Source organism: Methylomonas sp. 2F7 (assembly GCF_057126975.1).
Genome location: NZ_CP195203.1, coordinates 3,081,967 through 3,095,529 on the forward strand (window position 1 = coordinate 3,081,967; position 13,563 = coordinate 3,095,529).

The window sequence follows — 13,563 nt, forward strand, 5'->3', positions numbered from 1 at the left end:
AGTAACGGCGTAAGTCATTCAGTATAGACAGCTAATTATTGTAATACTGCTGTGCTTCTTGCAAAAGCCCATCCGTATTGTTTCCATAAAATAAACAAATAAAACAATAAATACCTTATTGTTTATTAATTGAATAGGTATATAGTTAAGTCGTACTTACAAAGCGACCAAACACAGACAAGGTGAACCAGATGAATACTTCAAAAAGCTTACACAAAGATGTAATGACCGGATTGTTTTTTGCAACCGGTGTACTGAGCTTTATGTCAGGTCAGTTTATCCTCTCCACGCTGTTGTTTGGTGCCGCATCGTTAGCTAGTAATCTGAACTTGGCGATGCCTGCTCGTATTTAATTTTTGTAACCTCCCTCGTTGTACTTCGCGGCTCCTCCTAGCCGCAACACTCAATAGCCTCTACAGCTAATTACTGTAGGGGCTTTTTTTGTGTCTGCTAGAATCAGTGGCAACCCATTTTAAATAACGATTAGACCCACAGTCGCCAATGGACCAGCGCAGAATAAATCACGTAACGGCCACGTTGACTAAAAGGGCAGAAGCCGCGTGAATTGCTGTTGCCGACCCAGGCCAAACAGGCATTAAAGCGCTGGTTGCATGGACGCGGAGGAATGCCGGGGCCGTTGTTTTGCCAATTGGCGAAAACCCAGCGCTGTTCTGATCAAGATCATGTCCAGCGAAACCGAAGCCGTCAGGGTTGTTTACCGACCGAACCGATCAACGCCCATCAAGTGTATGCACTGCTCAGGCGGCGTTGCCGGCAGGCGAAGCTCAAGCCCTGTTCACCGCACGATTTACGTCGCACGTTTATCAGCAAGTTGTTGGAACAAGGTGTGGACTTTAACACTACTCGGCAATTGGCCGGCCATGAGCACTTGCAAACCACGGCCTTGTATGACCGCCGCACAGTGAAAACGCAACGACAACGCGTGGGTTTGCAACAGGTCAGAATTCACGACCTGAAGCACACCTTCGGGCGACGTTTAAGGGCGGCGAATGTATCGTTTGAAGACCGGCAGGATTTGTTGGGTCATAAATCCAGCCGTATCACCGATCACTATTCGTCGGCAGAACTAGCCAACTTGATCGCTGCGGCGGAAAAAGTCTGCATAACCAAGTCACGCAAAATTCACGCAACGGAAAATTAGGGGCAATAAAAAAGGGAATCAATGATGTTATATGTCATTGATTCCCTTAATTAAATATGGAGCTGGCGATGGGACTCGAACCCGCGACCGGCTGATTACAAATCAGCTGCTCTACCAACTGAGCTACACCAGCAAATGATTTGCGCATTATACCTGTAATTTCGAACTTTTCCAGCATTAAGTTTAGTTGGCTCGTCGAATTGCAGTCACACCCCTTGAATACTGCTCAGCATACTGCCAATGTAATTGAGCGTTTCATGCAGAAAAACAATTAGCTCATCCAGTTTATCTTGCACAAACACCAGGAAATGACTGTGGTTGAAGTTTTGATCTTGGTAAAAACTCAAACCGTTGTTAATGGTATTGGCCCCCATCAACAACATGATGAATGCCGCAGCTTTCAACATTAAACCGCGTAGTTTCACACTCATTTTGCCGAAGGCGACGCTGATAAACAGCATCATCGGTAAAGTCCCTGCGCCAAATGCCAACATCAACGCCCCACCCTCAAGCAACGTAGCAGCAGTGGTGGCTTTCACAGCCATAGCAAACGTCAACATACATGGCATCAAACCATTCAACAGGCCAGCGATAACTGAACCTAGCAATGGTCCTTTTTGATTAGCCGCAGCATAACCTTTGCGTAACACTTGCATGGGAATCAAGCGTATCGAGCCTTGCCAGGGTATCCAGCCCAGTACGCCCAGCGCCAACACAATCACGACCGCGCCCATCAACATTTGTAGGATACTCTGGATCTTGCCGAACAAGCCGCTGGATACCAGCACCACGCCCAAAGAAGCAGCTAATACGCCGATCAAGGTATACACGGAAATTCGCGCGGCTTGATAAGCTATATAAGGTAGATAACTGCGGCTTTTCCCGGCCCGCATGAAATAACCGGATACTAGCGCCCCACACATCCCCAAGCAGTGCCCGCTGCCCAAGAATCCGGCAACGAACGCCAGGGAGTAATCGAATCCCGTGGCCGCAGCCATTTCGGTCATGCCGTGCATGGCATGATCCATACCTTCCATATTGTGTTCCATTTATTTGTTCAATCGAAGTGAGTTGACGATGACCGACACAGAACTCAAAGCCATCGCCGCGGAGGCGATCATCGGATTGAGCTTGCCCAGCGCCGCCACCGGAATCGCTATAGTGTTGTAACCGAACGCCCAGAATAGATTTTGCTTGATGACGCGGATGGTAAACGCGCTAAGTTCGATAGTATCGGTGACCTTACCGATATCGCCTTGCACCAGGGTCAGATCGGCGGATTCGATGGCAATATCGGTACCGCTACCTACTGCAAAACCAACATTGGCAGCGGCCAGCGCCGGCGCATCATTGATGCCGTCGCCGATCATGCCGACATTGTGTCCTTCGTCCTGCAACTGGCGAATAATTTGCAACTTTTGCTCGGGCTTGGCGTTGGCAACCACATCGGCTATGCCTACTCTATCCGCTATGTAAAACGCAGTTCTTTCGGTGTCACCGGTCACCATCATGGTTTTGATACCCAGTTCATGCAGACGTGCAATAGCTGCCGCAGCTTCCGGACGCGGATTATCGGCGATTGCAAAAACCGCAGCCTCCTTGCCGTTGATCGCCATGTACACCGGGGTTTGCCCTTGATCGGCAAAATTGTCGGCCTGCTCCACTAAGCGGCTTACATCAACTTGCTGATTCTCCAGCCACCCCCGATTTCCCAGCAGCAATTTGTAACCGTCCACCTCGGCACGAATGCCGTGGCCGGTTTCGCTGTAAAAATAAGCGCAATCCTGCAACTCGACACCCGCGTCGCGGGCGAATGCCACCACAGCTTTGCCGAGAAAATGTTCGGAATTGTTCTCGGCGGATGCCGCCAACATCACTAGTTTATTCTCGGCCAGACGGGATAATTTGTAGACCTTACTCACCCTGGGCTTACCCTCGGTGATGGTGCCGGTCTTATCGAAGACGATAGCATTCAGTTTACTGGCAATCTCCAGGCTTTCGCCGTTGCGGATATACACGCCCTGCTTGGCTGCTTGGCCGGTACCGACCATGATTGCCGCTGGTGTTGCTAGACCCAACGCGCATGGGCAAGCGATCAACAAAACGGTGATGGCATTGCCGAAAGCAAACGCGAACGGCGCGCCGGCCAACAGCCATCCCACCAGCGTCGCGCCGGAAATAGCCATCACCGCCGGCACGAATACCGCGGAAATTTTATCGACCTGCTTCTGAATCGGCAGTTTCGCAGCCTGGGCTTGATCGACCATATGTACGATGCCTGCCAGCACGGTATCCATACCTATCGCTGTGGCCTTGATATGCAACACGCCGTTACCGTTGACACAACCGCCAATGACCGCATGGCCAAAACTCTTCACCACCGGCATGCTTTCGCCGGTAATCATCGCCTCATCGACCGTGGAAAGACCAGCGATCACCACACCGTCGGTGGGAATTTTTTCGCCCGGCCTGACCAGCATCACATCTTCGATCTTGATGTCGTCAACATCGACAATACGTTCGCTACCGTCATCCAGCAACAATGTCGCGGTTTGCGGTTGCAGATCGACCAATTTACGGATCGCTTCGCCGGCCTTGCCCCTGGCCCGCTCTTCCAGATAGCGACCCAGCAGTACAAAAGTGATAATCGCCGCCGCCGCTTCGAAATACACATGGCCGCGCCGCCGGAACAGAGATGGAATGCTGTAGCCGTAAGCAGAGCCCACGCCCAGCGCAATCAAGCTGTCCATATTAGCCGCGCGCTGTTTGGCCAGCCTATAGGCCTTGCTGAAAAACTGGCTGCCGGTGCCGAATACCACCTGCGTGGTCAGCGCAAACTGCAACCAATGCATCCAGGAGCGGCCGCCCATCGTCATGGCAATCGTCACCACCGGAGTGGTTAACAGCCCTGCCCATACAAATCGACGCCGGGCTACGTCAATTCGTTGCAACTCCTTTTCGATAAGCTTTTTCCGCTGCGAGAGCGTATCAATGGGCATCGCGCTATAACCCAGTTTTTCGATTTTATCGATCACCTCTGCCTTGCTGATCTGGCCCTGCACCGTAACGGTTTCGGTGGCAAAATTGACGCCGGCTTTTTTAACCCGTTCGTCGCGGTTTAACACCATTTCGATCAATAGGGCGCAGGACGCGCAACTCATGCCTTGCACGGCTAAATCAACTTCTTGCAGGGGCCCGTCGAATGCTTTTTTCTTGTCTTTTTTTAACTCAGTCTGCTTTAACGCGATATTACCCAACACTGCGTCCAACATGATCAGCAAGTTTTTTGCCGGTAAACGATTGGAATCGAATTCAATCACCACTGAACCGATTTCAAATACAGAGCGCACACTTTTAATTTCCGGGCGCTTTTTCAGCAGTATTTCCAGGATATAACTGCGCTCAGGGTCGTTAAGTAACACCGGCGTAATGATCCGGATACGACTTTTTAGCTGATGTCGAACGGAAAAATGCACGTAATTTAGAGTATCGGTTTCCATGGGCGACTGAGGATTTGATGGGCTAGCGAGCCAATCCTATGGAAATCATAGGATTGGCGTTGACAATCTCTACTTGGGCCGGCGCGAACGCACTAATAAGAAAAACATATAAAACACCGCCATCCACTCGTAACGATGCACGATGGGTTTGACCAACCACTCTTGCGTGATGCGGGTCCAGTGAGTTTTTATCAAATACAAGACCAGCACATCGTTCAAAAAATCTATCGTGGCTTTTTCGGGATCTTTAAACAGAGCTTTCGGGCCTTTGGTACTGACCTTACCGATAATTTTGGCCGCCTGTACCGTTTCCTTGCCGGCTTGATATTTATCATTGAACCACCCGCCAATCCGGGTACCTTTCAATCGCTTTTTGATGCCGAGAACAGACTTTTTAGCCTTCTCAGCCAGCGGTTTACTTTCGAAAAACTCTTGCTGCTCCAGTTCGGCAAGAATTTGAAACAGCTGTGCCGCTACACTGGTAAAGCCACAGATAGCCTCATCGTATCTGATTGATAATTTGCCCTGCCTGCGATACAGGCTCACGGATTGGACGCCGTTGATCGCACCAAGCTTGGTGCTTATCAATGTTGCCACCGTCGGTTGACAAGCTTGCGTGGGCACCTGAAAACGCACATGACCGTCATGGCGGTAACGTAGTACAAATTCTTTTTGGATAGCCATAGTCAACAGGGGAAAGTAAAACGGGCGGCCCTGCTTTAGCAGCGACCACCCGTTTCAAGTTACAGCCAAATGTCCAAGAATCGAACGGGGTTAATTGCCTTCTTTCGCTTCGGCAACGATGTCTTCGAGATTTTCTTTTTGATGCAACACAAAATCCTTGCCGGCATCAATCGTTTTTGTGGCGCTGGAAATAATTTCCTTTCTGTATTTGTAAACAAAATAGCCCGCCACCATGCCTGCACCGAACACCAATAGAGGGTGCTTCGCTAATTTAGTCATCAATTTTCCTCCAGTGTTTACAGTTGCAGTGGCTAGTGTACCAGCCACCACCTGCTTAGTCATGGATGAATCGTTCGAGCTCTTCTTTGAATTGTGAACATGGGCCATATGCGTCCTCGTTGCTGGTTAAGACCGGGGCTGGTTTGAATCGTCGGCGTCTTCAGGTAAAACCTGTGCTTCGTGCAACATTTGGTAGATCCCCTTGCAGCCCTCGCAGCAAAAGCGCTTGTCGCCTTGCAGGGTTTTTAATCTAAACCCTTCCACTTCAACGGCTAACCCGCAAAGATCGCAGCTTTTCTTATTATCATCCATTGTTACACGAACTCACTTATTACCTGTGCACATTGCAGGATTATAGCGCCTAAATAAACCTGGTAAACACCAGGCGCAAAAACAAAACAAGCACCGCCAAGACCTGTAAAAATAGGAAATTATCGATAGCCCTAACGCTTACCAAGCCAGTAACAGGTAGATACATCTGTGCGGTCATCGTTTGCCGTGTGCGGCTCGGCTAGATGCCTTCATCAACGCAATTCTCAGGGCACCAGTCAAACTTGCGCTCAAACCAAGACGCATCGCCAAGGCAGGTACCAATATCATTGACGCCACCGCCAAACCTGCCCCCAGCACCAAGCCGGCAGTATTGATTTGCTGTGCCACGACTTCTTGATTTACAACAATTAATTCTTGAGCCATTAACATACCTCACGCAGAAAAAATTAAAAATCCACCGGAGGTAAAGAGCATAAAAGATGCCAAAATATAATCATTTGATTATATTGACTAAAAGTAAAAACGTTTTAAAAAACCAGCAAAAACAAGGGAAATGCCTCGTTATTTTTAAGTTATTTAACATAGTTTTTGTAAAGAGCATTCAAAAAAAATCCCCAGCCTTGTATCTGAATGCGATACAAAAACCGGGGACTATTGATTGTCTAGCGCTCGCAACGAGCAAAAATCAGCGTGTCAGAACTACTCCTGATCAAGGCCAAACGCTTTGTGCAGTGCGCGCACCGCCAGCTCCAGGTACTTCTCGTCAACCACCACGGAAATCTTGATTTCGGATGTCGAGATCATCTGGATATTGATACCTTCGTCGGCCAATACTTTGAACATGGTGCTGGCGATGCCCGCGTGCGAACGCATACCGACGCCGACAATCGACACTTTGACGATACTGTTATCGCCAATGATGGTCGTGTTACCGCCCAAGTCGGCGCGCAAACCTTCCAACACTTTCTGCGCGCGGGCAAAGTCGTTGCGATTCACCGTAAAGGTGAAATCGGTCGTGCCATGTGCGGAAATGTTCTGCACGATCATGTCCACCTCGATATTCTCGGCGGCGATCGGTCCCAGGATTTTCGACGCCACGCCCGGCAGATCAGGCACGCCGGTCAAGGTCAGCTTGGCCTCGTCCCGGTTAAACGCGATGCCTGAAATTAACGCTCTTTCCATTTCTGATTCCTCGTAGGTAATAAGGGTGCCGTTGCCTTCCATAAACGAAGACAACACGCGCAATTTGACATTGTATTTGCCGGCGAACTCGACCGAACGGATTTGTAAGACTTTCGAGCCCAAGCTGGCCATTTCCAGCATTTCCTCAAAAGTGATGTGATCCAGGCGGCGGGCTTTCGGCACCACGCGCGGATCGGTGGTATACACACCGTCCACGTCGGTGTAGATATGGCATTCGTCAGCCTTCAAGGCCGCCGCCAACGCCACGCCCGTGGTATCCGAGCCGCCGCGTCCCAAGGTCGTAATATTGCCGTGCTCGTCCACGCCCTGGAATCCGGCCACCACCACCACCCGACCGGCATCGAGATCAGCACGCATATTAGCTTCGTCGATCTCCCGTATCCGCGCCTTGGTATGCGCGCTATCGGTGAGAATCCGCACTTGCGCGCCGGTATAAGAGCGCGCCTCGCAACCCAACTGATGCAAAGCCATCGACAGTAAAGCGATGGTGACTTGCTCGCCGGTGGACAACAACACGTCCAACTCCCGGTCGGTCGGCTGCGGCTGCAACTCTTTTGCCAAGGCCACGAGGCGATTGGTCTCCCCGCTCATCGCGGACACCACTACCACAATTTGATCGCCCGCATCGCGGGCTTTTTTCACTTTCTCGGCGACCGCCTTGATACGTTCCACCGTACCAACGGAAGTGCCGCCAAATTTATAGACGTACAATGCCATGTTTTTATTGACCTTCTAGGCTTTCTAACGCCCCTAAATTCCCTCTCCCTCAGGGAGAGGGTTAGGGTGAGGGGAATAATGTGTCGCTATCGCGACTGATTTTTTAATGCCGGCATACACCGACAAACGATATAAATGATTTAGCCTATCCCGGCAGAAGGCGCAACAATAACGCCGTAATCAGCATAATTTGCAGCATACCGACACCGACAACCCAGCGTACCATTTCGGCTTTATTTTCCGACATTTTGGCTTGAAGCTGTAATTCAGATTGCTTAATGTCCCGACGTAGATCGGTTTCGAGCTCAAGCAGATCGTGTTTGGTAATCACTTGATTTTCAATGTTCGTTAATTTTAGTGTCGCTATCGCGACAGGTTATTTTAATGTCGGTTCTCGCACCGACAGGCGAGATACTTTTCTTTGCTTGTCCAAAGAAAAGTATCCAAAAGAAAAGACACCCGGACGCCGCTTATTCCCTGCGCTCCTCGCTTTTGGCGGGGGTTGCCGAAAGGGGCTTCCTGCCCCTTCGGCAACGCGATGCATCCCTGCATCGCCCCTTCGGGCTAATCCCGCCAAAAGCTCCGGTGCTCGGCGCGGCATACGGGATGTAAACCATCCCAAAATTCAAGATCTAAAATGAATGCAATTTACGTTCGTTTATTTGATCATCTCAATTAAGTTGAGTGGCCTTGCTAGCACTTCCATGCCTTGCGGCGTTCTTCCAGTCTCAAAAACGGTCTTCCAGAAACTATTGTTTTGTTTTCCACCAAATACTGTGGCGGAAAGATCAGTATTCACCCAAAGCGGAAGGGAAGCCAGGTTCTGTAGAAACTTGCGCATATTTTCCCAAACCTGCTCTGGAAACGGATATTGAAAAAGTCGTCCTTGCGGATCGGGACGACCTTGCATAATGAAATACTGTCTAGCAATCTGACCAGAATATTGCAGCCAGTTATATACGATCTCCTCCTTGCTCATGCGAAAAGCCCGCAAATGATCATGAGCAAATGATTCACCATTTTGCAATCGGTTTTCGATTTTATCTGTACCAATCTCTGGATCAAATTTATCAACGTAAATTTCCTCAGCCGCCAGATTCATCAATCTGAGAATTTGCTCTCGCTCCAGTTGTCGTGGATTGGAACCTTCTTCAAGATGAAAATTTATAGGTGTCTCCAATACTTCCTGATAAACGAAGAACGAGTAAAAGGTCTTCTCGATGGTACTGTATGACAGTGGACGCTCTTTTCCTCGACCGCCAAAATCGATGTAGTCTCGTAGCTTATTATCTGGATCAGAAATTACACCATCACGCAACGCATCAAGGATATAGCGTTTAATTTCCCTAGACTGTCCTTTGAAGTGATTCACCAGGTCCCGTTCCGAAAATCCAAGATCATCTTCACTACGCCCCGTTTCCTTTTGAAAACGGGCTATGCGGTCGTGATATAGCGAACTACCAAGATGTCTTTGTACTGATTTATCAAATGCTACTTGCTTGAGAGTTGTTCCCGCGTTGGTGTTCGTCGTAATCAGCGTGTCTGGATCAGGGTCGATGAATACTCGAACGGGTAAGTATCGTGCACCCAGCATGATTTGAGCAGCGGCCTTATGTTGACCATCAAAGATGTGGATTGCACATTTGTTGTCATCTGACCGAATCCAACCCAATGGCACATGTAATTGTGGACGCTTCTGATAAAACTCTTCTATAAGTTTTGAGATGTTAGGACCAATTGACCGTGGATTGATATGGTTGTCATGCGCAAGATATTCAATTGGGATTCTGGCGAAGAAATACCGAAAACCACTCATCTCATCTTCATACACCGGCACGTTGAAGAGGGTATTATTTCCTAATTCACTCAGACTGTAGGTAAAGACCCCATCAGCTAGGTTGAAACCCAGCTCATGACATCCACCCCCAACCTGTTTGAGAATGTCGCCAAGGTTTGGGCTACGATTTTCTGGTTCCAAAATTTCTTTTAATCGCGCGAAACGTTGAAGCACTCTCGCAACTTTGAGGTTAGAAGCTTGTTTACTTCTATTGCAACTTGCGTGAGCTAAAGCAAAATTATCTTCATCGTCTTTACCGCCAAGTTTCAAAGGAACAACATGGTCAATATCTACCGCTCCTTTGTGTACTTGCAAATCGATTGCCTGCTCACATATAAAGCAATTCCCTCCTTGGATGCGATGCAGTTTAATTTCTAATACCTGCCTGTCGTCTGTACTCAATCGATTTAAAAATAAAGATGCCACTAGATTTTCCCTTCCAAATTATTTTTGTTGACACTGACAGTTCGACAAATATTCAAAATTAGTCTCATAGGTTGGATTAGATATTAGCCATAACCAAACTACTGCTGCTCCGAAATATTTGGTTACTCTATCGCTAACCCAACCTACATTGGGGAGGGTTTTATCCCGTATGCCGCGCCGAGCACCGGAGCTTTTGGCGGGATCAGCCCGTAGGGGCGATGCATGGATGCATCGCGTTGCCGAAGGGGCAGGAAGCCCCTTCGGCAACCCCCGTTAAAGGCGAGGAGCGCAGGAAACAAGCGGCGTCCGGGTGTCTTTTCTTTTGGATACTTTTCTTTGGACAAGCAAAGAAAAGTATCTCGGCTGTCGGGCCGAGACCCGACATCAAAAAACCGTCGCCATAGCGACACAACTAAACCAACAGCCTATTTACCACTCAATTTCTTGATAATAGTTTTCGCCAGATAATCGTTAATTTCGTTATGTCTCGGCACAGCCTGAGATTGCCGCGTTTCTTCGTTGGTATACCAATCGTGATTGCCACCATGCCTGGATAAACGACAACCCATTTCTTCAAGAATTTTTAGCAAATCCCGTCTTTTCATCAGGCGACCTGCAAAGTCTCCACTTTACGAAGAAAAGGAATCTCCTGCGTTTCAAAGTCCTTAAACAAATCCAACAAGTTTTCCTGCAATTCTTGCTTGGATTCGCCTTGCGTTAAATAATCAGGATATTCATTCAGAAAACCCAAATAAAAATCGCCGTCTTTCCAGCAAGTATATTCAACCGTTTTCATTGTCATCTCCCAACAAAAGCTTTACGGTAGACGATAACCCCCACCGTAACGATTAACTCAGCCGCTCCCTCACCCACTCCGGCACAGCCGCCAGCGCCGCCGGCAATCCGGCAGGATCATTCCCGCCAGCCTGCGCCATATCCGGCCGACCACCGCCTTTGCCGCCGACTTGGGTGGCGACAAAATTCACCAATTCCCCGGCTTTGACTTTATCCATCGCATCTTTCGACACACTGGCGATCAGACTGACTTTATCGCCGCTGACCGCCGCTAATACTAAAGCCGCACTGCCTAATTTGTTTTTTAACTGGTCAGCCAGATCGCGTAAAGCCTTGGGATCGACGTCGTCGAGCTTCACAGCTAGTACTTTCACGCCGTTGACATCCACCGCTTGGCTGGTCATTTCATCGCCCGCCGAGCTGGCTAATTTAGCCTTCAATTTTTCCAGCTCTTTTTCCAGGCCACGGGTTTTTTCCATCAGTTGATGGACTTTATCGGCAGCCTTATCCGGCGCGGCTTTCAGTAAGCCGGCAATGCTGAGTAGAGCTTTTTCACGTTGATCGATCCATTCCAATGCGCCTTGACCGGTGACGGCTTCCAGACGGCGGACGCCGGCAGCGACGCCGGTTTCGCCGACGATTTTGAACAAGCCGATGTCGCCGGCTCTATCAACGTGCGTTCCGCCGCATAACTCGGTGGAGAAATCGCCGATTTTAAGCACCCTTACTTCGTCGCCGTATTTCTCGCCGAACAAGGCCATCGCGCCGGCTTTCACGGCATCGTCTTTCGCCATGATTTCGGCAGCGACCGGGTTATTCAAACGAATTTGTTCATTTACCAAACGTTCGACGGTAGCAATTTCCGTCGGCGTCATCGGTTCGAAATGGGAGAAGTCGAAACGCAAGCGCTCGGAATTAACTTGCGACCCCTTTTGCGCCACATGCTCACCCAAGGTCGCCCGCAACGCGGCATGCAATAAATGCGTGGCGGAATGGTTGCGTTCGGTAGCTTTACGAATCTCGGCATCGACGCTGACTTCACAAGCTTGGCCTTCGCTGAGGGTGCCGCGCAACACTTTACCTTTATGCAGGAATAGTTTGCCGCCCTGTTTTTGGGTATCTAGAACTTCGAAAACCGCGTCACCACATTCGATGCGGCCGGTGTCGCCGACTTGGCCGCCGGACTCGGCATAGAACGGAGTTTGATCCAAAATCACCACGCCTTCGTCACCGGCTTCCAAAGCATCGACCGGCTGGCCTTGCTTGAACAAGCCCAGAATTTGCACCGAGCCGTCCAGATGGAAATAGCCGGTAAATTCGGTACTGCTGTCGTGTTTGATGTCTTGATCGTAATCGGCTGCGAAGCTACCGCCAGCCCTCGCCCGATCGCGCTGTGCGGCCATTTCAACTTCGAAACCGGCATGATCCACACTGAGTTGGTGTTCGCGGGCAAAATCGGCGGTCAAATCCACCGGGAAGCCGTAAGTGTCATACAACAAGAACACCACGTCGCCGGGGATGACATGACCGTCCAACTTAGCGACACAGGCTTCCAGAATTTTCATGCCCTGCTCCAGGGTTTCCGCGAAGCGCTCTTCTTCTTTTTTTAGCACACGTTCAACTTGTTCCTGCGCCTTAGCCAACTCGGGATAAGCCGTGCCCATTTCAGCGACCAGCGGCGCAACTAGCTTGTAGAAGAAGGTGTCTTGAATACCCAAGCGGTACCCGTGGCGAATCGCCCGGCGCACGATGCGGCGCAATACATAGCCGCGGCCTTCGTTAGAAGGCAATACGCCATCGGCCACCAAAAACGCACAGGAACGAATATGGTCGGCAATTACCCGCAACGAACTATTCGCCAAATCGTTGGTGCTAGCTAGCTGGGCGGCAACTTTTAACAGGTTTTGGAACAGGTCGATTTCATAGTTGCTATGCACACCTTGCATCACCGCCGAAATCCGCTCCAGGCCCATGCCGGTATCGACCGATGGCGCTGGCAAGGGCGTCAAGTGACCGTCCTTGTCTCGATCGTATTGCATGAACACCAAGTTCCAGATTTCGATGTAACGGTCGCCGTCTTCGTCGGGGCTACCGGGAGGCCCACCAGCTACATGTTCGCCGTGATCGTAGAAAATCTCGGTGCAAGGACCGCACGGACCCACATCGCCCATCGACCAGAAATTATCTTTAGCGCCAATCCGTGAGAAGCGCTTGGGGTCGTGTTTGACATCTTCCAGCCAAATCGCTTCAGCTTCGGAATCTTCATCAAACACCGTGACCCACAGTTTTTCCTTAGGAATACCCAGCTCTTTGGTTAAGAAGTCCCAGGCAAAATGAATCGCATCGCGTTTGAAATAATCGCCAAAGCTGAAATTGCCGAGCATCTCGAAGAAGGTGTGATGGCGCGCGGTGTAGCCGACATTTTCCAAATCGTTATGCTTGCCGCCGGCCCGCATGCAACGCTGACTGGTAGCCGCGCGGGTAAAACCCAGTTTCTCCCGCCCAAGAAATACATCTTTAAACTGCACCATCCCGGCATTGGTGAACAACAGCGTGGGATCGTTGCCAGGCACCAAAGTGCTAGACGGTTGCACGGCATGGCCGTGTTGGCGAAAGAATTCCAAAAAGGCGGCCCGCAATTCGGCGCTGGTCATTTTTTTCATTGTGCTTAGTCGTATGTTGCAATT

General features: G+C 49.8%; 13 protein-coding genes, 1 tRNA gene and 1 pseudogene. 2 read left to right on the top strand and 13 right to left on the bottom strand.

Going from position 1 to position 13,563, the window contains the following annotated elements:
- The first annotated feature begins 191 nt into the window (after positions 1 to 191).
- Positions 192 to 353: a hypothetical protein gene (locus ACR64Q_RS13685; protein ID WP_197026933.1), complete on the top strand. Its 162-nt coding sequence runs from the start codon at positions 192 to 194 to the stop codon at positions 351 to 353.
- 200 nt (positions 354 to 553) lie between these two features.
- A pseudogene (locus tag ACR64Q_RS13690) lies at positions 554 to 1,162 on the top strand (tyrosine-type recombinase/integrase); the annotation flags it as partial.
- 57 nt (positions 1,163 to 1,219) lie between these two features.
- Here ACR64Q_RS13690 and ACR64Q_RS13695 read toward each other — a convergent pair.
- From ACR64Q_RS13695 to alaS, 13 genes are all read right to left on the bottom strand, one after another.
- Positions 1,220 to 1,295, bottom strand: a tRNA-Thr gene (locus ACR64Q_RS13695).
- 73 nt (positions 1,296 to 1,368) lie between these two features.
- The gene (locus tag ACR64Q_RS13700) at positions 1,369 to 2,211 is read right to left on the bottom strand and encodes a sulfite exporter TauE/SafE family protein (protein WP_026601371.1); all 843 of its coding nucleotides are present in this window, start codon (positions 2,209 to 2,211) and stop codon (positions 1,369 to 1,371) included.
- Positions 2,212 to 4,662, bottom strand: coding sequence for a heavy metal translocating P-type ATPase (locus ACR64Q_RS13705; protein WP_313732178.1), 2,451 nt, complete (start codon positions 4,660 to 4,662; stop codon positions 2,212 to 2,214).
- 69 nt (positions 4,663 to 4,731) lie between these two features.
- On the bottom strand, positions 4,732 to 5,346 hold the full coding sequence (locus ACR64Q_RS13710; RefSeq protein WP_026601373.1) for a hypothetical protein: 615 nt from the start codon (positions 5,344 to 5,346) through the stop codon (positions 4,732 to 4,734).
- 90 nt (positions 5,347 to 5,436) lie between these two features.
- A complete protein-coding gene (locus ACR64Q_RS13715) occupies positions 5,437 to 5,688 on the bottom strand; it encodes a hypothetical protein (RefSeq protein ID WP_225587427.1) in 252 nt (83 codons plus the stop codon).
- A 63-nt stretch (positions 5,689 to 5,751) separates the two neighbouring features.
- The gene (locus ACR64Q_RS13720; protein WP_036275673.1) at positions 5,752 to 5,937 is read right to left on the bottom strand and encodes a heavy metal translocating P-type ATPase metal-binding domain-containing protein; all 186 of its coding nucleotides are present in this window, start codon (positions 5,935 to 5,937) and stop codon (positions 5,752 to 5,754) included.
- 174 nt (positions 5,938 to 6,111) lie between these two features.
- Positions 6,112 to 6,321 (bottom strand): hypothetical protein, encoded by a 210-nt coding sequence (locus ACR64Q_RS13725; protein WP_026601374.1) that lies wholly within the window; start codon positions 6,319 to 6,321, stop codon positions 6,112 to 6,114.
- Between the two features lie 276 nt (positions 6,322 to 6,597).
- Complete coding sequence (locus tag ACR64Q_RS13730) at positions 6,598 to 7,818, bottom strand: aspartate kinase (RefSeq protein ID WP_026601375.1); 1,221 nt, start codon at positions 7,816 to 7,818, stop codon at positions 6,598 to 6,600.
- A 145-nt stretch (positions 7,819 to 7,963) separates the two neighbouring features.
- Entirely contained in the window at positions 7,964 to 8,149 is a 186-nt protein-coding gene (locus tag ACR64Q_RS13735; protein ID WP_026601376.1) for a hypothetical protein, read from the bottom strand.
- 327 nt (positions 8,150 to 8,476) lie between these two features.
- On the bottom strand, positions 8,477 to 10,081 hold the full coding sequence (locus tag ACR64Q_RS13740) for an HNH endonuclease (protein WP_036275675.1): 1,605 nt from the start codon (positions 10,079 to 10,081) through the stop codon (positions 8,477 to 8,479).
- 425 nt (positions 10,082 to 10,506) lie between these two features.
- Positions 10,507 to 10,686, bottom strand: coding sequence for a type II toxin-antitoxin system HicA family toxin (locus tag ACR64Q_RS13745; RefSeq protein WP_026601379.1), 180 nt, complete (start codon positions 10,684 to 10,686; stop codon positions 10,507 to 10,509).
- Positions 10,686 to 10,877, bottom strand: a complete 192-nt coding sequence (locus tag ACR64Q_RS13750) for a hypothetical protein (RefSeq protein WP_026601380.1) — start codon at positions 10,875 to 10,877, stop codon at positions 10,686 to 10,688. The genes ACR64Q_RS13745 and ACR64Q_RS13750 overlap by 1 nt, the downstream gene beginning before the upstream one ends.
- A gap of 52 nt (positions 10,878 to 10,929) precedes the next feature.
- Entirely contained in the window at positions 10,930 to 13,539 is a 2,610-nt protein-coding gene (gene alaS / locus ACR64Q_RS13755) for an alanine--tRNA ligase (RefSeq protein ID WP_313732177.1), read from the bottom strand.
- Between the last annotated feature and the right edge of the window lie 24 nt (positions 13,540 to 13,563).